Genomic DNA, 22,428 nt, shown 5'->3' with positions numbered 1-22,428 from the left:
ATGTCGTTAGCTAAAGCATCAATATGGACTGCGGGTTCCACGCTGATAAAAATCGGTGTGGGGCTTTTGATCGTTAAATTACTGGCGGTTACTTTTGGCCCCAGTGGAGTTGGGCAGGCGGGTAATTTCCGTCAACTTATCACTGTGCTTGGGGTGTTGGCTGGTGCCGGTATTTTTAATGGCGTGACTAAATATGTTGCTGAATATCAGCAACAACCGGAAAGATTGCGTGCGGTACTGGGAACATCTTCTGCCATTATCCTTGGGTTTTCCACGCTGTTGGCAGTGATTTTTTTGCTGTTTAGCGGGTCTATCAGTATTGGGTTATTCGGTCATCAAGATTATGAGTCCGTTGTACAGGCACTTGCCTTTATTCAAATGGGGATAGCTTTTGCCAACTATTTCTTGGCTATTTTGAAGGGATACCGAGATGCCCAGAGGAATGCGCTAGCAATTATTTTAGGTAGCGTGATTGGCGTGATGGCCTATTATCTCTGTTTTGTCCTTGGTGGGTATGAAGGTGCCTTGGCGGGTTTGGCTTTAGTGCCTGCATTAATTGTATTTCCTGCGGGATTGATGGTTTGGCGTCTCAATGCGGTATCGATTTCAAGTTTTAAACCCATGTGGGATAAGGTACTGGCTGGTCAGCTTGGCAAGTTTACCCTTATGGCTCTGCTGACTTCTATTACTTTACCGGTTGCCTACATTATGATGCGAAATCTGCTGGCAGCGCATTATAGCTGGCACGATGTGGGTATCTGGCAAGGTGTAAGCAGTATTTCCGATGCTTACCTGCAATTTATCACAGCATCTTTTACTGTTTATCTGTTGCCAACGCTTTCACGATTGCAGGGTAAGAGCGAAATATCAAATGAGATAATTAAGGCGCTGAAATTTGTTTTGCCTGCTGTGGCGGTTGCAAGTTTTACTGTATGGTTGCTGCGTGATTTTGCCATTTGGTTACTATTTTCTGACAAATTTACTGCTATGCGTGATCTCTTTGCCTGGCAGTTGGTGGGTGATGTTCTGAAAGTAGGCGCTTATGTTTTTGGCTATTTGGTGATTGCCAAGGCTGCATTGCGTTTTTATGTGTTGACAGAAGTTAGCCAGTTTTTACTGCTTACTGGTTTTGCCCACTGGTTCATTCCTGTAAATGGAGCGTTAGGTGCGGCACAGGCTTATATGGCAACTTACATTATTTATTTCACCCTTTGTTGTGGTGCATTTCTTATTTATCGTAGGCGAGCATGACAGCCCTAATTCACGTTTTGGGATCTGATATTCCACATCACAATCGAACAGTATTGCGCTTTTTTAATGACGTCTTAGCACAAGAAATTGGTTTTTTAGCCAAACCGAAGTTTATGGTGGTGACCAGAAATCGTGCTTTATTGGATGATTGCCCGGCATTGGATATGGAATGCTTCGACAGTAAAAAATCTCTGGCACAAGCTGTTATTGCTCAAGCCCGTTCAGATAGATATTGCCGGTTTTTTTTTCACGGCCAATTTAATGTGAGCTTGTGGTTGGCGTTGTTGTCAGGAAAAATCAAACGTAATCAGTTTTGGTGGCATGCCTGGGGTGCTGATCTGTATGAGGACTCCAGTCAGTTAAAATTCCGCCTATTCTATTTCTTGCGTCGTCTGGCACAGCGCCGGGTAGGGCATGTATTTGCGGTTCGTGGAGATCTCGATTTTTATTCTCAACATTATCCAAACGTACCGACATCATTGCTCTATTTTCCAACCAGAATGGAACCTGCTTTGACAATTGCAGAAAGAACACCTGTTGAAGATGGCAAAATGACCATTTTGTTGGGGAATTCCGGTGATCGATCGAACCGCCATATTACGGCATTGAAAACTATTCATAAACAGTTTGGCGATAAGGTACGAATCATTATCCCAATGGGTTATCCCGAAAACAATCAGGTTTATATTAATCAGGTCGAACAAGCTGCTTTATCGCTGTTCCGGCCAGAAAATTTGAACATTATTAAGCAAAATATGGCGTTTGATGATTATCTGGCATTACTGCGCCGTTGTGATTTAGGATATTTCATGTTTAATCGCCAGCAAGGGATTGGAACAATTTGTCTGTTGATACAATTTGGCGTGCCATTTGTACTCAGTCGTCAGAATCTTTTTTGGCAAGATTTGACAGAACAGCAAGTGCCGGTATTTTTCGCTGGTGATCCTTTAGATAACCAACTGATTGCGGAAGCGCAACGGCAGATGCTCTCCTTGGACAGAAACGCGATAGCTTTCTTTAGCCCGAACTTTATTGATGGCTGGCGGCAGGCGCTAGCGAAAGCGGCGGGAGAGCAGCAATGACTTTAACGCAGTTTGGCGGATTATTTGTTGTTTACTTGATATCACTGGTTTTCATCCTGACGTTGACTTATCAGGAATTCAGACGTGTACGTTTTAATTTTAATATATTCTTCTCATTGCTTTATTTGCTGACATTCTATTTTGGCTTCCCGCTGACGTGTCTATTAGTTTTCCAATTTGATGTTGAAGTGGTGCCTGTTGATGCCTTACTACATGCTCTACTGGCTTCGACCTGTTTTTATGGTATTTATTACGTCAGTTATAAAACACGGCTAAGAAAGCCGTCTATACAGCCTAAAGCACCGGTATTTACCATAAACCGGGTAGAAACTAACTTTACATGGTTACTACTGGCATCAGTTGCGGTGGTGACAGTGGGGCTGTTCTTTATGCAAAATGGTTTTCTACTGTTTAAGTTACAGTCGTACAGTCAAATTTTTTCCAGTCAGGTTTCCGGTGTTGCCCTAAAACGGTTCTTTTACTTCTTTATTCCTGCCATGTTGGTGGTCTATTTCTTGAAGCCGACACAGTTGCGCTGGTTGTTTTTTCTGATGGGTACAGTTGCTTTTGGGATACTGACTTATGTCATTGTTGGCGGAACACGGGCTAATATTATTATTGCGTTCGCGTTGTTTCTGTTTATTGGCATTGTGCGTGGCTGGATAACCTTGTGGATGTTGGTAACGGCGGGCGCAATAGGGATTGTTGGCATGTTTTGGTTGGCGCTTAAACGTTATAGTTTGGATGTCAGTGGGGCAGAAGCGTTTTATACTTTCCTCTACCTGACAAGGGATACTTTCTCCCCGTGGGAAAATTTTGCGTTACTGCTGAATAACTACGACAAAATTGATTTTCAGGGGTTAGCGCCAATTATCCGTGATTTCTATGTCTTTATTCCAAGTTGGCTTTGGCCAGGACGACCTGATGCTGTGTTGAATTCTGCGAATTATTTTACTTGGGAAGTACTGGATAACCACTCTGGTCTGGCAATCTCCCCGACTCTGATAGGCTCTTTGGTTGTGATGGGGGGCGTGTTGTTTATTCCGGTTGGTGCGATTGTTGTTGGATTGATAATTAAGTGGTTTGACTGGATTTATGAATTAGGAAAACAGGAGACTAATCGTTATAAGGCCGCTATCTTGCAGGCATTTTGCTTTGGCGCGATCTTCAACATGATTGTGTTAGCTCGCGAAGGAGTGGATTCATTTGTTTCCCGTGTGGTGTTTTTCTGTATTATTTTTGGCTTATGTCTGGTAATTGCTAAGTTGTTGTACTGGTTATTTGAGAGTGCGGGGCTGATTAAAAAATATCTGACTAGCAACTTGGTTGTATCACAAAAACGTCCGCTGCAATGTGAGGAAAGAAAATGGAGCTAAACAATATTCCTAAATACAGTATTCGTGGTTTGAATATTTGGGGCTTCCGCGATATGGCGCACTTTCTTGACCATATTTTTCAACGCGGACAGGTAAAAACGGGTACTTTAGTTGCGATTAATGCGGAAAAAGTTCTGACGGCAGAGGAAGATCAAGCTTTAAGTACACTGCTGAGTGACGCAGAATATCTGTATGCTGATGGTATCAGTATTGTACGTGCTATTCGCCGTAAATACCCGGGTGCTGAAATTTCTCGTGTAGCGGGTGCTGATTTATGGGAAGCCATCATGGAGCGTGCTGGCAAAGAAGGCACGCCTATTTTTCTGGTTGGAGGTAAACCAGAGATATTGGAACAGACGGAAAGTAAACTGCTAGCTCAGTGGAACGTCAATATTGTTGGCAGCCAGAACGGTTATTTCACGCCAGAAGAACGTAATGCTGTTTTTGAACGGATTCATGCCAGCGGTGCGGCGATTGTGACAGTTGCAATGGGATCGCCTAAACAGGAAGTTTTTATGCGTGACTGTCGAAAAATTCATTCGAATGCGTTGTATATGGGAGTTGGCGGTACTTATGACGTATTTACCGGCCATGTAAAACGTGCGCCAAAGGCATGGCAGAATTTGGGGCTTGAATGGCTTTATCGCTTGTTATCACAACCGAGCCGTATTCGTCGCCAGTTTAAGTTACTGAAATTTCTTGGGTATTATTACAGTGGTCGTCTGTAAATCCGCTTCTTGCCTGTTGTGTGAATTTTCGACAGGTGATGCTTTCGTCAGTCGATACAATGAATTTATTCCACAATATTTATCTAACAGTTTGATCCTGCCGGATTTTCACTATTTATAGTTAATTATCGGATAATTTTTTATTCCACTCAGTGGAAAAACATGTTTTGATCCCTGACCTTTTTATGGCTGATTAACATCAGTCTTGTGCGTTTTTATTATTACACATTACAACATATAACAATGGACAGGGAATTTATGGCAGATCAACAACATAGCTTGCAACGGGGCTTAGAAGCCCGTCATATAGAGCTGATCGCATTAGGCGGCACAATTGGTGTCGGTCTGTTTATGGGCTCGGCCAGTACACTGAAATGGGCTGGCCCTTCCGTTTTGCTGGCTTATATTATTGCCGGAATTTTTGTTTTTTTCATTATGCGATCGATGGGAGAAATGCTGTTTCTTGAACCTGTCACAGGTTCTTTCGCCTCTTTTGGGCATAAATATCTCAGCCCATATTGGGGGTGCCTCACCGCTTGGGGCTATTGGTTTATGTGGGTAGCGGTAGGAATATCAGAAATAACGGCTATCGGGGTTTATGCTGAGTTCTGGTTCCCTGAACTGCCCCAGTGGGTATCTGCATTGATTGCGGTGGCATTGGTCGCTTTGGCTAACCTCGCGGCGGTACGTCTTTATGGCGAGCTGGAATTTTGGTTTGCGATGATTAAGGTGACCACAATTATCGTCATGATCCTGATTGGTTTGGGATTGATATTTTTCGGTATTGGTAATCAATGGCAGCCTATTGGGTTAGATAATCTGACTGCGCATGGCGGTTTCTTTGCGGGTGATTGGCAAGGGTTTTTGTTTGCGCTCTGTATTGTGGTTGCCTCTTATCAGGGGGTGGAGCTGGTTGGTATCACTGCGGGGGAAGCGAAGAACCCTCAGGTGACATTGAAGAAAGCGATTAACAATATTCTCTGGCGTATCCTGATTTTCTACGTGGGCGCGATCTTTATTGTAGTGACATTATTTCCGTGGACAGAAGTGGGTTCGCAGGGCAGCCCGTTTGTAATGACATTTACCAAAGTGGGGATCACCTCAGCGGCAGCTGTGATTAACTTTGTTGTATTGACCGCTGCGCTTTCCGGCTGTAATAGCGGTATGTACAGTGGTGGACGGATGCTCTATGCGCTGGCGCAAAACCGCCAGTTGCCTTCATCACTGATGAAATTGTCAAAGAATGGGGTGCCGGTAATCTGTATTGCTATTACAATCCTGTGCCTGATAGTAGGCTCTAGTTTGAATTACTTGATCCCAAATCCGCAGGCGGTTTTTGTTTATGTGTACAGTGCCAGTGTGTTACCGGGAATGGTGCCGTGGTTTGTTATTCTGGTGAGCCAGTTGCGTTTTCGTCAGCACCATCAGCAAGCACTGAAGCAACATGGTTTTAAATCTATCCTGTTTCCCTATGTCAATTATCTGACATTAGCATTTTTATGTTGTGTGTTGATCGGTATGGCAATTAACCCGGATACCCGTTTCTCATTACTGGTAGGTGGGGGATTTTTGTTGATGGTGTCGCTGATTTATTGGTTGGTGACGCTTTTTAACGGTAAAAAACTTAAAGCGTGATTGGCTGATTTACTGTCACGGTGGTAGTGAGTAGGGAAATTAAGGGATGGCTTTATCTACGAAATGAACAAGGTGTAATCAAACGCATCATTTCTTTAAAAAAGCACTGGACAGTAGATCATTAAATCCGTACTATCCCCACCCGAAACGGCGTTAAGCGCCCGTAGCTCAGCTGGATAGAGCGCTGCCCTCCGGAGGCAGAGGTCTCAGGTTCGAATCCTGTCGGGCGCGCCATTATTTGCGTGCAAGAGCTGCGGTGATGTATTGCGCTGTTGGTAGTTAAGTGTTAGCAGTAAATAGCTGTTATGGTGGCTATAGCTCAGTTGGTAGAGCCCTGGATTGTGATTCCAGTTGTCGTGGGTTCGAGTCCCATTAGCCACCCCATCTTTTTTATGACACGCGAGGGTGGCGGAATTGGTAGACGCGCTAGCTTCAGGTGTTAGTGTCCTTACGGACGTGGGGGTTCAAGTCCCCCCTTTCGCACCATAAAAAAGAGAAAAGAAGAAATAGAAAATACGGAAAATTTCGGCGAGTAGCGCAGCTTGGTAGCGCAACTGGTTTGGGACCAGTGGGTCGGAGGTTCGAATCCTCTCTCGCCGACCAAATTCTAAAAGAACCCTGCATTGCAGGGTTTTTTGCGTTTTATCCCTTTTTGTCCTTCTGACTTTTTGTTTCCTTATCCTATCCTTGTACCTTCAAGTTGTGCTCTGTTGATTCAAATTTAGTGGATTATTTTTTGAAAATAACTATTTGTTTTATATGGAAATTTATTGTTTTTTGTATTTTGACGACAATTGATATATTAGCTGTCTCAAATAAGAGACTTATAACGAATTGAATTATAATGAAAATAATAAATACCTTATGTTTTGTCTCAAATAAGAGACAGTGCATAAAATGGATTTTATGGTGATTCGATTTCTTGTTGTAATAAATAGAGAAATAGCTGATGAAGCGAGGCAGCTTTCATTTGCATATAAAGTTGGCATGTTAAATGCATTATTACAAACGTAGATGCTCATCCTATTTCTTATGATTGCATATGCTTCATGAACCCGGGGATGATGCAGAGCCGATTATCGGTGCCTATTGTCCATGTCATAGATGAGAGAGATATAACTATTTTTTCATCACCGACCGGACTTAACGTTGAGTGAGGCACTATCCGTCTGTAGACCTGATTGTATTTGTACACCTATCTTTGTTTTTAAGGTAGGTGTTTTTTTTATTTCTAAAAGATATATCTGATAGGTTTATATACTGTTTAGGTATTACTATCTAATATAAACAGAACTGAAAATATGATGGTTAGTTTTTTGCTATAAAATTAATTCAGCTACTTCGTTCCTAAACTTATCTTAAGGGGAATATTGATGTCAAAAATGATTGGATGCTTTGGTTGTGGTCGAATGTTGCATGAGTCTGCACAATCATGCCCACATTGTGGCGCGATGATAAAAGCCTATTCTTCTGGTAGTAAAAACCGAATTGTTGCTGCACTGTTGGCGTTTTTTCTTGGTTACATTGGCGCTCATAAATTTTATCTGGGCAAAATCGGTATGGGGATTTTATATCTGCTATTTTGCTGGACATTTATCCCTGTACTTATCGCATTTATTGAATTTATTATTTATCTTTGCACTTCCGATGAAGATTTTGCCAGAAAATATGGTTAGAAAAATGCCCCGTGCGGGGCATTTTAATCAGCGTCATGAAGACTTGCTAATAAAGATGGCGATGGATGAGAGATCACGACATTACAGTGTTAATTGATACTATTACTATTAACTAAATCACTCTTCACGACATTACTCTCGCGCTTCAAAGTGAGTACTAATCCCTCGCGACGAACTTGTGCGGCCTCTTCTGGTTTACGCAGTTTATCCAATGCATCTGCTAACCAGGCATAATCATGTGCATCAGGACGTTGGGCTAATGCGGTTCTAAAATCTTTTACTGCTTTTTCCCATTCTCCGTGACGCAAAGCAACTTGTCCAAGCGTACTGTTTAGCAGGGGAGTTGAACCATGTTGTTTTAACTGATGATCTAGCGCGTTTTGTATCGGCTTTGGATCTTCGCTTTTTAAGCGTGGGATCAATAAGAGTAAACGTTCGTCGTATTGACGTTTTAAACTTTCCAAAATGATCTTTTGTGCAGTTTCATGGTCATCACATTCAATTAAATGTTCAGATATTGCAACTTGTAAAGCCACATCATGGCGAATTTTTCGGCTTTGATCATGCCACCAACGTTTTAAGCCTTCGCTGCCTTGTTCTGCCATGTACTGATTCATCAGACCGATATAGGCTTGCTGGCGCAATTTGTGAATTTGTAACTCATCATGTAGATGGATTTTTTCCATTACCGGTAGTATATCAATCAGTGACTGGTAAGCTCCTGATTTCATATAAGCTTGTTCAGCCAGGCGTAAGACTTCTGGATGGCGCGAAGCCTGATTTAATAGCTTGTCTACACCATGACGGGCTGCATGAATTTCACCTTGCGCAAGTTGAATGCGTACACGAGTAATGTCCACCGGTAACTGATTATTGTCCGCGACTTCTGCCGCACGTTGCAGATATTGATTGGTACGGAATTCATCTCCTCGTTGCTGGGCTGCTTCAGCCGCGAGTAAGTAGTTGACCACAGGTTGTTCTGCATGATCAGCGTTACGGGTCAGTAATTGCTCAACTTGTTTGAAATCGCCTTCTGCCAGTTTGATCAGCGCTGCTTTTGTTTGAGCACGGGCACGGCTGCGTTTGCGTCCAAGGAACCAGCCACGGGTACGTGAGCTTGTGCGTATAACTCTACGGTAGCACCAGCCAATGAGGCAGAGTGCCAGTTGTAAAAGAACAAATATAATGAACAGGCCGGTAACACTGGTTTCAATGTTGTAATTGTCAGTTTGAATCAGAACATATCCTTGATGACCGGCAACGATTGGACCAAGCACAATACCAACAATGAGTACCACAAACAGTAATAGAACTTTCAGCATAACTTAGCCCTCCTGATTAGTTTCAGAAGATTGGGAAAGTAAGCTGCGAACCCGGGTTTGCATCAATTTTTCCAGTAAAGGCTGGCTTGAAAGTTGGTCTGGCGCAGTGATGGAAACAGGTTGCTGGCTTAATGAATCAATTTCTTCCAGGAATGCTTTGGTGTTGGGATCGTTGATATCAAAGTAAGCTCTAACCCAAGTTGAGACCGTTTCTAATGACTGTTTAAAAACTTCACCTTGATGACGCGGTATTGCTTGGGCGGCAATTAACAGACGGGCTCGGATATTCTCGCGTAGATAGATATCTTGATTTGGCGCCAGTAATGGCTCTGCTGTGGTATCCCGGCGACGGATGGTAATGAAATTATCCATGAAACTCTTCCAGCTTTTGCTCAGATTCTGGCGCCATTCAGATAATGTACCGGTTAATTCATCATTATCTTCGTCCATTGGCGAACCATCGGTTGTATTGTCAGCCAGGCGCAGGTTATCTATTTGGTTAGAAAGCTGATTAACTCGCAGGATAATGCCGTCAAAATCAATCTGACTAATGGCAGATAATGTACTGATATCTTGTGTAATTGCCCGACGGATTTCAATCAGGCTTGGATCATTCATTTCAGCGAGACTGGCATCTGCATTTTTCAACAGCGCTGCGGCGGTGACTATATCTTGATCATTCCATAATTTCCGGCCTGCCATTTTGACCAGAAAATCAGCTTGTGCCAGTAGCCAGCTTTTTACATCAGAGCTGGATAACGCAGAGATTTTGGCCTGTAACTCTTGCAGGCTATTACCCAGTTGACCATTTTGTGCGGCGAAATGGCTTAAAGTCTGTGATTGTTCTTTAAACAGCGCTTCAATATGCTGTTTATCTTGTGATTGCTGTTGTTTCAGTGATTCCAGTTGTTGGCGTAGCTCATGGTTCTCCGCACTCAGTAAATGGCTTTGTTGCTGGCCGTAATAATAAAGACCGCCGCCGATTGCCAGCATGATTGCAATAGCAATCATGTTTTTTAGCGTGCCAGAACGTTTTTGCTTTTGAGGCTCGGTTTCGGGCTGTTGCGAGTTTTCAACCGTAGTTTTTGTTTGTTCAACTGTCTCGGCGGACTGTTTTTGCTCCGTCATAGTGGGCATCCCATGTCAGTTTATTCTAGTGCCTGAATTAAGGCGTCGTTATCTGCACTTTTTGCAACTTTAACATCCTGCCAGCCCAAGTTCCGGGCGGTATGTGCAAGACGCTCGCTTACCACAATCAGGCGGCAATGCAATAACCACCTGTTTCGATCACTTTCGGGTATTAAGTTATATAACAGTTGCAGTATTTCGCCACTGGTTACAACTAAAGTTTGTACTCCATACTTTTGCCAGTGGGCACTGAATTCTGCTGCCGGGTAGTCTACTGGCTGGCGGAAATAACATTCACAATAATTAACTGTGGCGCCTCTTTCTGTCAGCGTCCGGGCAATAAGTTCACGTCCGCCATTTCCTCTGAGCAGCAAAGCTTGTTTATTTTCAACCTGATGTAGTGATGGTAGTTTTAGCAGGATTTCGCTGGTCTCACCCTCTGATGACCAGATAGCATTTATACCCGTTAGTTGATGAAAAGCCAGAGCGGTTGATCTGCCAATAGCATAATAAATCAGCTTGCCGGGCCATGACAGATTAATTTTATTTAACTGTGAGTTTGCATAATAAACTGCATTTTTTGACAACAGAAATACCATATCACAGGTATTTAGATGGTTAAGCTTCTCAGTTAGCTGTGGCAGCTCTGAACCGGGGTGAATATTGATTAAAGGTGCGCTGAAAGCTGTTTTTCCCGCCGCCTGTAACTTTCTGACTAGTTCCTCTCCGGCAGGAGCAGGGCGAGTCACCAGAATGCTCATGTGAGGAGATTTCCTCGATAAACTTCGGTTAGAATTTCCCGAGCGCCCCGCTCTAACAACTCTTCTGCCAATTCAATTCCTGCCTGGCAAGCGTCTTTTGGTAAAGCTGTTCTCTCACCGCGAATCATCACACTGCCATCGGGAGCGCCAACCAATGCCCGTAACCAGATTTTCCCACCCTGCCAAACGGCATAGCTGCCTATTGGTACTTGGCAGCCTCCTTCTAGCCGGGTATTCATCGCACGTTCGGCAAGAACACAGATTTCTGTATCATAGTGGTTTAATGGCGCTAGCAGCGTTTGTGTTTGTTGGTCGTCAAGGCGGCATTCAATTCCTACGGCTCCTTGACCAACGGCAGGTAATGATTGTTCTGCCGTCAATGGTATACGGATACGCTCATGCAGTTTTAACCTTTTCAATCCTGCGACGGCGAGGATGATTGCATCATAGTGACCATTATCCAACTTGCTCAGGCGGGTTCCAACATTGCCCCGAAGGTCGCGGATAATCAGATCAGGACGTAATTCACGGAGTTGACACTGGCGGCGTAAACTTGATGTGCCGACAATGCTGCCTGTTGGCAATTCATCAAGAGAATGATATTTGGCAGAGACGAAAGCATCATGAGGATCATCACGTTCACAAATCGTGACCAGACCTAACCCTTCTGGAAAAGAGACCGGGACATCTTTCATTGAATGGACAGCGATATCGGCTCGGCCCTCAAGCAGAGCTAATTCTAGCTCTTTGACAAACAGCCCTTTTCCTCCGATTTTTGCCAGAGGCGTGTCCAGAATAACATCGCCCTTGGTTACCATCGGGACCAGTTGAACTTTCAGATCTGGGTGACATTGTTGTAGTTTTTGCTGAACATACAGCGCCTGCCACATAGCCAGAGGGCTTTGCCGGGTTGCGATACGGATGGTTTTAGTTGACATAGATGTTTGTATTTCTCAGGCCCTTTCAGCCATCATATAAATGAAAAACATAGCACTCGTTTTAACACTTCAGCCGTTTTTTTTCCAGCTAGGGGGTTAAGAAGAAGATATGCCGGTTATGTTAAATTGTAAAATAAATTTTAATTTTTAAATTATTTTTATAGCAATGAAAATAGATTGATTTAATTATGAATTAACTTTTTCAGTAAACTATTTCTGTAATTAAGGAATCGCGAATGAAAAGAATCATTAACTAAAATATAGCCAACGGAGTCATTTTCATCGGATTGATGATAACAAGGTATTATGCGTATTAGCTTGGAAAAATGGGCGGAGAAAATTTCTTTCATATAAGAGAGTATAAATGGTATGGGTTTTTTGATTATTTCTATATATAACAATGTATTATTTGATTTTTCGTACGATAGCACATCGCAATTCAATTGCTTTACTGACTTTACGGTTTATCGACAAGGTGTTAAATTGATCACGTTTCCGGTAATAAATTGGTAAAAATCATTCTAAATAATTCCATCAAGCTATAACAACCGGAAACGGGGGATTTATCTGGGCACTGGAACTCAATTGGGCGAGACGTCTTGTACCTTTATATCGAAACACTGAAGCAGAGACTGGATGCGATAAACCAACTCAGGTTAGAACGCGCCTCTACCGCCATGAGTGCGGAATTTAAGCAGGTATACAGTTTACTGCCAGTATTATTGCATTATCATCATCCGATGATGCCAGGTTACATTAACGGTAATGTTCCCTGCGGCGTATGTTTTTTCGTGCATGATGAAGCACAAAAATCTTATCTTAATGATTTAGAAAGTAAATTAGAACACTTCATAGAACAGCCTGCTAATGGTGAACTGCCTATTACCGGTATTTACTCAATGGGCAGTACCTCATCAATTGGGCAGAGCGGTTGCTCTGATTTAGATATCTGGGTATGTCATCAGTCATGGCTGGATAATGATGAGCGCCTTTTGCTGCAACGTAAGTGCACGCTTATTGAACAATGGGCGGCAGCGCTTGGTATTGAAGTTAACTTTTTTCTTATTGATGAAAACCGTTTTCGCCATAATGCGAGTGGTAGTCTCGGCGGTGAGGACTGCGGTTCTACTCAACATATTCTATTACTGGATGAATTTTACCGTACCGCTGTACGTATGGCGGGTAAACGTTTGTTATGGGAAATGGTGCCCGTAGAAGAAGAACGTCATTATGATGAATATGTTTTATCCCTTTATGCGCAAGGTGTTTTGACGCCAAATGAGTGGCTTGATCTCGGTGGATTGGGTGAACTATCCGCTGAAGAGTATTTTGGCGCTAGCTTATGGCAACTCTACAAAAGTATCGATTCCCCTTATAAAGCCGTATTAAAAAGCTTATTACTGGAAGCCTATTCTTGGGAATATCCCAATGGTAAGTTACTGGCAATGGATATGAAACAGCGTTTGCATGCTGGTGAAATAGTCTCCTTTGGCCTTGATGCATACAGTATGATGCTTGAGCGTGTTACCCGTTATCTGACGGAAATTAACGATACGACCCGTTTAGATCTAATACGTCGATGTTTTTATTTAAAAGTTTGTGAAAAGCTCTCTCTTAATCAGGATGATAAAGGTTGCATTGGCTGGCGACGCCAGGTTCTAACCCAACTGGTCTATGAGTGGAAGTGGGAACCAGAGCGGTTGAGAGTTTTGGATAACCGCAACTCATGGAAAATTGAACAAGTTCGTGATGCGCATAATGAACTGCTTGATACCATGATGCAGAGCTATCGTAATCTTATCCGTTTTGCCCGCCGTAATAATCTGAGTGTCAGTGCCAGTCCACAGGATATTGGTGTGCTGACGCGTAAACTTTATGCTGCATTTGAAGCATTGCCAGGAAAAGTAACGCTGGTTAATCCGCAAATTTCGCCAGACCTGTCAGAGACAAATTTAACATTTATCTATGTTCCTCAAGGACGTGCGAACCGCAGCGGTTGGTATCTTTACAATCAGGCGCCGACGATTGGATCGATTATTGGTCATCAACCTCTGGAATATAATCGTTATCTCAATAAACTAGTGTCGTGGACCTACTTTAATGGTTTGTTAACGGAAAAATCGTGTGTCCATATTCATCATGGCGACACCCAATGTGATGAGTTGAAACTGCATGAATTGATTAATGATATTTCCGCTCATTTCCCCATCCGTTTGCCAGCGCCGACACCGAAAGCACTTTATAGTCCGTGTGAAATTCGCCATTTGGCAATTATTGTCAATTTGGAGAAAGATCCGACGGCTGAGTTCTCTAATCAGGTTGTACATTTTGATTTCCGTAAGCTTGATGTATTCAGTTTTGGTGAATCACAACAGTGTTTGGTGGAAAGTATTGACTTGCTTTACCGTAATTCATGGAATGAAGTGCGGACCTTGCACTTTAGTGGTGAACAAGCTGTGCTGGAAGCGTTGAAGACCATTCTGGGCAAGATGCATCAAGATGCCGCACCGCCAGCGGCAGTTGAGGTATTCTGTTACAGCGAGCATTTACGAGGACTTATCCGAACTCGAATCCAGCAACTGGTATCTGAATGTATTGAATTACGTTTATCCAGCAATCGTCAGGACCCAGGTCGTTTTAAAGCATTACGCATTGCCGGTCAGACTTGGGGGCTGTTCTTTGAACGTCTTAATGTATCTGTGCAGAAATTGGAAAATGCCGTGGAATTCTATGGGGCAATTTCTAATAACAAATTGCATGGGTTGCCGGTGAAAATTAATACCAAAGAGACACATTTGCCCGCGGTGGTTGATGGTTTTGCCAGCGAGGGCATTATTCAATTTTTCTTCGAAAATACACAAGATAGTAAAAGTTTTAATATCTATATTCTGGATGAAACCAACCGGGTAGAAATCTATTCTCATTGTGAGGGCAGTAAGGAAGAATTGGTACGCGACGTCAGTCGGTTTTATTCTTCATCTCATGATCGGTTTACCTACGGATCAAGTTTTATCAACTTTAACTTGCCGCAGTTTTATCAGATCGTCCAAATGGAAGGGCAGATTCAGGTTATTCCATTTAGTGGATCATCTTTTTCACATTTGTGTGTGACTCATGATGGTGAGAATGATAGAGAAGAGCGGTCAGAATTTTATCGTTCTGTGTCTCATTACTGATTTACCCCGCGGCGCGGGGTAGGTTCAAGCATTAAAAGCTGAACTGTTCGCCACTTTGCTCGGTGATGGCGTGTGCTAGCATGGTTAAAAAATTGTCACCGCTGCGGTCACAAATCCACTGACCTTGTTTGTAGTCAAAATGATAACCCCCGCTTTTGGTTGCCAGCCAGATTTGATGAAACGGTTCCTGACGATTGATAATAATTTTGCTGTCATTATCAAAGCTGAGGGTCATGACACCGCCATTGGTTTCACAGTCGATATCAGCATTGCCATCGTAATTATCCAACTGCCCTTCGATATAAAACATTAGTTGGTCAGCTAACTGGTGAAATTCACTGTCGTTCATCTTCATTTCCTATTTGCTTTTCGAGGTCTAACTGCGATTATAGAGAATATTGACGTATGAATTACAGGCATTAATGCAATGAAGAAAAAATTACGCGGATTTCTGGCTATCATAACCTTATTGATACTTTCCGGCTGTGGACTAAAAGGCCCTCTCTATTTTCCTCCAGAACAACCATCAACCGAGAAGGCGACAACTGCGTCTCAGATTCCCGCGAATACTGAGCAGCAAGGGCAGAAAGTGGATAGCACCTCTCAGAAATAAGCGAGATAAGCCGATAGTCAATGACTACGGCTTACGTGGAGCATGATATGCAGTTCTCCAAAATGCATGGTCTGGGTAATGACTTTATGGTCGTTGATGCTGTGACCCAAAATGTTTATTTCTCACCAGAGCTAATCTGCCGTTTGGCAGATAGACATACTGGTGTGGGCTTCGATCAGTTGTTAATTGTTGAAGCGCCTTATGATCCAGATATGGATTTTCACTATCGTATTTTTAATGCTGACGGTAGCGAAGTTGCACAGTGTGGCAATGGAGCGCGTTGTTTTGCCCGTTTTGTCCGTCTTAAAGGCTTAATTAATAAGCGTGATATTAAAGTCAGCACGCAATCGGGACGGATGGTGTTGAGCATCACCAATGATGAGCAGGTTTGCGTTAATATGGGGGAACCTGAATTTGAGCCGCATCATGTGCCATTTCGGGCGTTAAGGGCAGAAAAAACCTATATTTTACGGGTAGTAGAGAGAACGGTTCTTTGTGGTGTTGTCTCTATGGGGAATCCTCATTGTGTGATTCAAGTGCCGGACGTGGAAACGGCCGAAGTAGAAATTTTGGGGCCAGCGTTGGAAAGCCACGAAAGATTTCCTGAACGGGCGAATATTGGTTTCATGCAAATTTTAAACCGTGGTCATATCCGCTTGCGGGTTTATGAACGTGGCGTTGGGGAAACCCAAGCTTGTGGCAGTGGTGCTTGCGCAGCGGTAGCAGTCGGCATTCAGCAGCAATTGCTCGACAATCATGTTCGGGTAGATTTGCCGGGAGGTTCACTGTTGATCTGTTGGGACGGGCCGGGAAAACCGCTCTATATGACGGGGCCGGCGACGCATGTTTATGATGGCGCAATTCATCTGTAATTGATTCTGAGCTGCGGAGCATCGGAGATGGAGAAAAAAGAAGAGCAGTTGAACATCAATGAGATACTTGATGATCAGACTGTCGTGGATTATTTGCTGGAAAACCCCAATTTCTTTATCCGTAATGCATGTGTCGTTGAACAGATGCGGGTTCCTCACCCGGTACGAGAAACGGTTTCTTTGGTTGAATGGTATATGAACCGCCAGAGAGCGCGGATTGCTTATCTGGAAGAAGATATAACTCGGCTCATGGAACAGGCTAGAGTGAATGAACAACTGTTTGAGCAGTTGCTTAAGTTACTGATTGATTTGGTTGCGGCAGAGAGTTTGCAAGACATGCTTAGTCGGTTAAGTGCATGGGCTAAGAATATGGGGTTAAATAGTGCCAGCATCCGTCTTTTCAATGATAAATGGTATATTGGCGCACCACTTGACGCACCTAATTTAGCGCTTTCTCGCAATGCTTTTGAACCAATCCGTATTCAGCGTTTTGGTAATAAAAACCACTATCTCGGTATGCTAAATGGGCCGGAAATTTTATTGTTGTTGCCGCAAGTTCGGCAGGTAGGTTCGGTTGCCGTCTCTCTACTGGGAACGAGGGGCGAACTGGGTATGGTGATATTTAACAGCCGGAACCATCAACATTATCAAGAAGGCATGGGAACTGACATGCTTGAGCATCTGGCTAAGTTATTGCCGGATATATTATCTCGTTGGATTAAACGCATATGATGCAGGAAATTGACCGGTTACTGGAGCCGATTGAGGCATTTTTGCGCTACCTCAGGGTAGAGCGTCGGTTAAGTCCAGTGACTATCATCAATTACCGTCGCCATCTTGTCACATTGGCTGAGATGGTTTTAGAAATGGGCGTCAGCCAATGGAAAGATCTTGATCCCGCGAAAGTGAGAATGTTGGTAACGCGTAGTCGTCGGGCTGGTTTACAGTCAGCGAGCTTGGCGTTGCGTTTATCTTCCTTGCGCAGCTTCCTTGATTGGCAGGTGATTCAAGGCGAAATTTCCGTTAACCCGAGTAAAACCGTCAGCACGCCGGGAACTAAGCGTCATTTGCCGAAAAATATCGATGTGGATGAAGTGAACCAACTGCTGAATATCGATTTTAATGATCCATTATCGGTGCGTGACCGGACGATGTTAGAAGTGATGTATGGTGCTGGATTACGTTTGTCGGAGTTGGTGGGCCTTGATTGCCAGCATCTGGATCTTGAAAGTGGAGAAGTATGGGTTTCAGGTAAAGGCAGTAAAGAGCGGAAGGTGCCTTTGGGACGTACCGCGGTTGAATGGCTTAATCGGTGGTTGGCGATGCGGGAACTCTTCGAGCCGGAGGATAATGCTGTTTTTGTTTCAAAGAGTGGGCGGCGGATATCAGCCCGTAATGTACAAAAACGATTTGCGCAGTGGGGAATACGCCAGGGAATGAGCAGCCATATTCATCCTCATAAATTGCGCCACTCTTTTGCCACTCATATTCTGGAATCCAGCGGTGATTTACGCGCAGTTCAGGAATTGCTGGGCCATGCAAGCTTATCCTCCACACAAATCTATACTCATTTGGATTTCCAGCATTTGACAAAAGTGTATGATGTAGCCCATCCCAGAGCCAAACGGGGGAAATCGTAATGCGTTTTTACCGGCCTCTTGCGCCAGTGTTAGCGATGACATTTGATTTAGATGATACTCTGTATGATAATCACCCAGTCATGGATAAGGCAGAAGAGGAAGTACTGAATTTTGTACGGCAATATGATCCTAGGTTTAGTCATCTTAATTATCAGGATCTATATGCTTTCCGTGAATTGACATTGGAGCAATATCCTGAAATTTATCATGACATGACTTTATGGCGTTGGCACTGTTCAAGGTTGATGTTTTGTCATTACGGTTTTAGTGGTGAAGACGCTGATCGAGGGGCCGATGATGTCATGGCGCATTTCACACTCTGGCGTAATCGGATTGATATTCCTGAATCAACACATAAAACTCTGGCGGCACTTGCTGAACAGATGCCGCTAGTCGCCATTACTAATGGTAATGCGGAACCTGCCGCCTGTGGTTTGGCTCCTTATTTTAAATTTGTGCTGAAAGCTGGCCCTGACGGGCGCTCAAAACCTTGCAGCGATATGTACCGTTTGGCTGCGGATCGCCTGGATTTACCGCTTGGGCAGATCTTACATGTCGGTGATGATTTGAATACTGATGTGGCAGGGGCACTGCGTAGTGGTATGCAGGCTTGTTGGATAAATACTAAGAACAAAAAGCTATTGCAGACAACGGAAAGCCGCCTGCTGCCTCACATTGAGATTTACAATTTGGCTTCTTTGACAGCATTGATATAATCAAGAAATTATTCTGTATAAAAACACAGCAACCTCGGGTCGCTGTCTAATCAATTGATGGTAACTATGGACGTCTCCTATCTGCTCGAAAGTCTGAATGACAAACAACGGGAAGCTGTAGCTGCTCCGCGGACCAATATGTTGGTATTAGCTGGCGCGGGGAGTGGTAAAACCCGAGTGCTGGTACACCGAATTGCTTGGTTGTTGTCGGTGGAGAAAGCTTCGCCATTTTCCATTATGGCCGTGACCTTCACCAATAAAGCGGCTGCGGAGATGCGCCATCGGATTGAAAACTTGATCGGCACCAGTCAAGGCGGCATGTGGATTGGTACGTTCCACGGTTTGGCTCATCGTTTGTTACGAGCGCATCATCTGGATGCCAATTTGCCACAGGATTTTCAGATTCTTGACAGCGAAGATCAACATCGTCTGCTTAAGCGCATTATCAAAGCGATGAATTTGGATGATAAACAATGGCCCGCTCGTCAAGGCATGTGGTATATCAATGGCAAAAAAGATGAAGGATTGCGGCCACAGCATATTGAAAGTTATGGCAATCCTGTTGAGGCGACATGGCAGAAAATTTATCAAGCTTACCAGGAGGCTTGTGATCGGGCCGGGTTAGTGGATTTTGCCGAGCTTTTACTGCGAGCGCATGAGTTGTGGTTGAATAAACCTCAGATCCTGCAACATTACCGTGGCCGTTTTACTAATATTCTGGTGGATGAGTTTCAGGACACTAACAGTATTCAATATGCCTGGATTCATCTGTTGGCAGGGGAAACAGGCAAAGTGATGATTGTCGGGGATGATGATCAATCTATTTATGGTTGGCGCGGTGCGCAAGTTGAGAATATTCAGCGTTTCCTGAAAGATTTTTCTGGTGCGGAAACTATCCGTTTGGAGCAAAATTACCGTTCCACTAGTAATATTTTGAAAGTTGCCAATACATTGATTGCCAATAACAGTGATCGCTTGGGTAAAAATCTGTGGACTGATGGCGTAGAGGGTGAACCAATCTCCCTTTATTGTGCATTCAATGAACTGGATGAATCCCGCTATGTGGTTAGCCGGATAAAAAACTGGCTTGAAAATGGGGGCGCTCTGAAAAATTGCGCCATACTTTACCGCAGCAACGCTCAATCTCGTGTATTGGAAGAGGCTCTGTTACAGGCGTCAATGCCGTACCGTATTTATGGTGGTCAACGATTCTTTGAACGTCAGGAAATTAAAGATGCACTGTCTTACTTGCGTCTGATCGCCAATCGCCATGACGACGCGGCGTTTGAACGTGTAGTGAATACGCCCACTCGTGGTATTGGTGACAGAACGTTAGATATTGTGCGCCAGGCGGCGCGGGAGCGGCAGCAAACCTTGTGGGACTGTTGCCAGATATTGCTGCAAGAGAAAGTGCTGGCCGGGCGTGCCGCTGCTTCCTTACAACGTTTTATTGAACTGATTGACGCGTTATCGACAGAAACTGAAGAGATGCCATTGCATGTTCAGACTGACAGGGTTATCCGTGATTCTGGCCTGCGAGCGATGTATCAGCAGGAAAAAGGTGAAAAAGCGCAGGCGCGTATTGAAAACCTTGAAGAACTTGTCACCGCGACTCGCCAGTTTAGCTATCAGGAAGAGGATGAAGATTTGACGCCATTGCAGGCGTTTCTTTCCCATGCCGCGTTGGAATCGGGAGAAGGGCAGGCTGATGCCTATCAGGATTCAGTGCAACTAATGACATTACATTCGGCTAAGGGACTGGAATTCCCACAAGTATTTATTGTTGGCATGGAAGAAGGCATGTTCCCAAGCCAGATGTCGATTGAAGAGGGTGGACGTCTGGAAGAGGAGCGTCGCTTGGCTTATGTGGGTCTGACACGAGCAATGGAAAAGCTGACCATCACTTATGCTGAAAGTCGCCGTTTATATGGTAAAGAGGTTTATCATCGGCCATCTCGTTTTATTGGGGAACTGCCGTCAGAATGTATTGAAGAAGTTCGGTTACGAGCGACAGTATCTCGTCCAGTTAGCCATAGTCGGTTGGGCACGCCTATCAGTGCCAATGATAGCGGTTATGCCCTTGGACAACGTGTTCGTCACCCTAAATTTGGTGAAGGAACCATTGTCAATATGGAGGGGAGTGGTGAACATAGCCGATTGCAAATCGCGTTTCAAGGGGAAGGGATTAAGTGGCTGGTTGCTGCTTATGCCAGACTTGAAATGGTCTAGAAATAATATCCAGGTTGAATGTTGACAGGCTTTTTCTTCTAAGCGTAACATTCGCGCCTTACGATCACGTAGGGAGTAAAGGAGACTTATGATACATGCTGAGCGCATTTAAGTTAGAGAATAATCGCCTGCTCCGTCTTGAATTTGAAGAGGGAGAAAAGTTATCTGATTCCTTATGGGTAGATTTGGTTGAACCGGCAGAGCAAGATAGGCTGCAAGTTCAAAACGAATTAGGCCAAATTCTGGCAACCCGACCGGAACTGGATGACATTGAGGCGTCGGCGCGTTTTTTTGAAGATGAAGACGGGATACACGTTCACTCGTTTTTCTACTTTGAAGACGCGGAAGACCATGCTGGCAACGCAACAGTTGCATTTACTATTCGTGATGGTCGTCTCTATACATTGCGAGAGCGGGAGCTCCCTGCGTTCCGATTGTATCGTATGCGTGCTCGTAATCAGACATTAGTTGATGGCAATGCTTATGAAGTGCTGATGGATCTGTTTGAAACCAAGATCGAACAGTTGGCTGATGTTATCGAAAATATTTACAGTGTGCTGGAATCCCTGAGCCGGGTCATTATGGAAGGGAAACAGGGTGATGAGTTTGATATTGCCTTATCCAGTCTTGCTGAACAGGAAGATATCGGCTGGAAAGTTCGCTTGTGTCTTATGGACACTCAGCGCGCGCTTAACTTCTTGGTGAGGCGAGCACGTTTGCCGGGTGATCAACTGGAGCAGGCCCGTGAAATATTGCGGGATATTGAATCGCTATTGCCACATAATGAATCCCTGTTTCAGAAAGTTAATTTCTTGATGCAGGCGGCAATGGGTTTTATCAATATTGAGCAGAGCCGGATTATCAAAATCTTCTCGGTTGTCTCTGTGGTATTCCTGCCGCCAACGCTGGTGGCGTCCAGTTATGGTATGAACTTTGAATTTATGCCGGAGTTACATTGGACATTTGGTTATCCGGGCGCAATTGGTTTAATGATTGCTGCCGGTCTTGCACCGTATCTCTATTTTAAGCGCAAGAATTGGCTTTAATATATAGCCGCTGTAATAATTGTATTATAGCGGCTATAACAGAGATAATACGATAATGATTTAATAATGTTTTTGTGAAGTATTGGGTTTTATTTTAAAAAATTGATTATTGAGTGGAAACAATCTTAACATTAATGCTAAAATGCTTTTCTATATGGTTTATATAATCTCTGATTGGCTATATAAATTGGATTGCTTTTTGTTTTAAAATAAGATTTTATTATTGTTTTCTATCTTTA

19 protein-coding genes and 4 tRNA genes are annotated in these 22,428 nt (G+C 43.8%); 18 read left to right on the top strand and 5 right to left on the bottom strand.

The window, feature by feature from the left end:
* The 10 genes from wzxE (at window position 1) to EAE92_RS02390 (ending at window position 7,748) form a co-directional block, all read left to right on the top strand.
* Window positions 1-1,251: a lipid III flippase WzxE gene (gene wzxE, locus EAE92_RS02435; RefSeq protein WP_214066916.1), complete on the top strand. Its 1,251-nt coding sequence runs from the start codon at window positions 1-3 to the stop codon at window positions 1,249-1,251.
* The gene (locus EAE92_RS02430; RefSeq protein ID WP_214066915.1) at window positions 1,248-2,333 is read left to right on the top strand and encodes a TDP-N-acetylfucosamine:lipid II N-acetylfucosaminyltransferase; all 1,086 of its coding nucleotides are present in this window, start codon (window positions 1,248-1,250) and stop codon (window positions 2,331-2,333) included. The genes wzxE and EAE92_RS02430 overlap by 4 nt, the downstream gene beginning before the upstream one ends.
* Entirely contained in the window at window positions 2,330-3,709 is a 1,380-nt protein-coding gene (gene wzyE, locus EAE92_RS02425; protein ID WP_214066914.1) for an ECA oligosaccharide polymerase, read from the top strand. Before EAE92_RS02430 ends, wzyE begins: the two co-directional genes overlap by 4 nt.
* Entirely contained in the window at window positions 3,700-4,437 is a 738-nt protein-coding gene (gene wecG / locus EAE92_RS02420; RefSeq protein ID WP_214066913.1) for a lipopolysaccharide N-acetylmannosaminouronosyltransferase, read from the top strand. Before wzyE ends, wecG begins: the two co-directional genes overlap by 10 nt.
* Before the next feature lie 258 nt (window positions 4,438-4,695).
* Entirely contained in the window at window positions 4,696-6,072 is a 1,377-nt protein-coding gene (gene thrP, locus EAE92_RS02415) for a bifunctional threonine/serine APC transporter ThrP (protein WP_214066912.1), read from the top strand.
* Between the two features lie 157 nt (window positions 6,073-6,229).
* Window positions 6,230-6,306, top strand: a tRNA-Arg gene (locus EAE92_RS02410).
* Between the two features lie 74 nt (window positions 6,307-6,380).
* A tRNA-His gene (locus EAE92_RS02405) sits at window positions 6,381-6,456 on the top strand.
* A gap of 15 nt (window positions 6,457-6,471) precedes the next feature.
* Window positions 6,472-6,558, top strand: a tRNA-Leu gene (locus EAE92_RS02400).
* Between the two features lie 40 nt (window positions 6,559-6,598).
* Window positions 6,599-6,675, top strand: a tRNA-Pro gene (locus EAE92_RS02395).
* A 770-nt stretch (window positions 6,676-7,445) separates the two neighbouring features.
* Window positions 7,446-7,748: an NINE protein gene (locus EAE92_RS02390; RefSeq protein ID WP_214066911.1), complete on the top strand. Its 303-nt coding sequence runs from the start codon at window positions 7,446-7,448 to the stop codon at window positions 7,746-7,748.
* Between the two features lie 89 nt (window positions 7,749-7,837).
* On the opposite strand, the gene hemY is transcribed toward EAE92_RS02390, so the two are convergent.
* Genes hemY through hemC form a run of 4 tightly spaced genes read right to left on the bottom strand, consistent with a single transcriptional unit; the run spans window position 7,838 to window position 11,897 of the window.
* Window positions 7,838-9,070, bottom strand: a complete 1,233-nt coding sequence (gene hemY, locus EAE92_RS02385; RefSeq protein WP_214066910.1) for a protoheme IX biogenesis protein HemY — start codon at window positions 9,068-9,070, stop codon at window positions 7,838-7,840.
* Window positions 9,071-9,073: 3 nt separating this feature from the next.
* Window positions 9,074-10,198 carry a uroporphyrinogen-III C-methyltransferase gene (gene hemX, locus EAE92_RS02380; RefSeq protein WP_214066909.1) on the bottom strand — a complete coding sequence of 375 codons (1,125 nt, stop codon included), beginning with the start codon at window positions 10,196-10,198 and terminating at the stop codon, window positions 9,074-9,076.
* Between the two features lie 20 nt (window positions 10,199-10,218).
* Window positions 10,219-10,959 carry a uroporphyrinogen-III synthase gene (hemD, locus tag EAE92_RS02375; protein WP_214066908.1) on the bottom strand — a complete coding sequence of 247 codons (741 nt, stop codon included), beginning with the start codon at window positions 10,957-10,959 and terminating at the stop codon, window positions 10,219-10,221.
* Entirely contained in the window at window positions 10,956-11,897 is a 942-nt protein-coding gene (hemC, locus tag EAE92_RS02370) for a hydroxymethylbilane synthase (RefSeq protein ID WP_214066907.1), read from the bottom strand. The genes hemD and hemC overlap by 4 nt, the downstream gene beginning before the upstream one ends.
* 599 nt (window positions 11,898-12,496) lie before the next feature.
* Between hemC and EAE92_RS02365 the strand changes: the two genes are divergently transcribed.
* Window positions 12,497-15,073: a class I adenylate cyclase gene (locus EAE92_RS02365; RefSeq protein ID WP_214066906.1), complete on the top strand. Its 2,577-nt coding sequence runs from the start codon at window positions 12,497-12,499 to the stop codon at window positions 15,071-15,073.
* Window positions 15,074-15,104: 31 nt separating this feature from the next.
* Here EAE92_RS02365 and cyaY read toward each other — a convergent pair whose 3' ends face one another.
* Window positions 15,105-15,422 carry an iron donor protein CyaY gene (gene cyaY, locus EAE92_RS02360; protein WP_214066905.1) on the bottom strand — a complete coding sequence of 106 codons (318 nt, stop codon included), beginning with the start codon at window positions 15,420-15,422 and terminating at the stop codon, window positions 15,105-15,107.
* A gap of 78 nt (window positions 15,423-15,500) precedes the next feature.
* Here cyaY and lptM point away from each other — a divergent pair, with 78 nt between their 5' ends.
* The 7 genes from lptM (at window position 15,501) to corA (ending at window position 22,189) form a co-directional block, all read left to right on the top strand.
* Window positions 15,501-15,686, top strand: a complete 186-nt coding sequence (gene lptM, locus EAE92_RS02355) for an LPS translocon maturation chaperone LptM (protein WP_065388992.1) — start codon at window positions 15,501-15,503, stop codon at window positions 15,684-15,686.
* Window positions 15,687-15,733: 47 nt separating this feature from the next.
* Entirely contained in the window at window positions 15,734-16,558 is an 825-nt protein-coding gene (dapF, locus tag EAE92_RS02350) for a diaminopimelate epimerase (RefSeq protein ID WP_214066942.1), read from the top strand.
* A 27-nt stretch (window positions 16,559-16,585) separates the two neighbouring features.
* The gene (locus EAE92_RS02345; protein WP_214066904.1) at window positions 16,586-17,290 is read left to right on the top strand and encodes a DUF484 domain-containing protein; all 705 of its coding nucleotides are present in this window, start codon (window positions 16,586-16,588) and stop codon (window positions 17,288-17,290) included.
* On the top strand, window positions 17,287-18,198 hold the full coding sequence (gene xerC / locus EAE92_RS02340) for a tyrosine recombinase XerC (protein WP_046395913.1): 912 nt from the start codon (window positions 17,287-17,289) through the stop codon (window positions 18,196-18,198). Before EAE92_RS02345 ends, xerC begins: the two co-directional genes overlap by 4 nt.
* A complete protein-coding gene (gene yigB / locus EAE92_RS02335; protein ID WP_046395914.1) occupies window positions 18,198-18,914 on the top strand; it encodes a 5-amino-6-(5-phospho-D-ribitylamino)uracil phosphatase YigB in 717 nt (238 codons plus the stop codon). Before xerC ends, yigB begins: the two co-directional genes overlap by 1 nt.
* A gap of 66 nt (window positions 18,915-18,980) precedes the next feature.
* Complete coding sequence (gene uvrD, locus EAE92_RS02330) at window positions 18,981-21,143, top strand: DNA helicase II (RefSeq protein WP_479687648.1); 2,163 nt, start codon at window positions 18,981-18,983, stop codon at window positions 21,141-21,143.
* Window positions 21,144-21,238: 95 nt separating this feature from the next.
* Window positions 21,239-22,189, top strand: a complete 951-nt coding sequence (corA, locus tag EAE92_RS02325; RefSeq protein ID WP_065388998.1) for a magnesium/cobalt transporter CorA — start codon at window positions 21,239-21,241, stop codon at window positions 22,187-22,189.
* Window positions 22,190-22,428 lie beyond the last annotated feature (239 nt).

It is taken from the genome of Photorhabdus hainanensis (assembly GCF_018448965.1).
Lineage (GTDB): Bacteria > Pseudomonadota > Gammaproteobacteria > Enterobacterales > Enterobacteriaceae > Photorhabdus > Photorhabdus akhurstii.
Note: the sequence above shows the minus strand (reverse complement) of the source record. Positions and strands in the feature narration are given on the sequence as shown.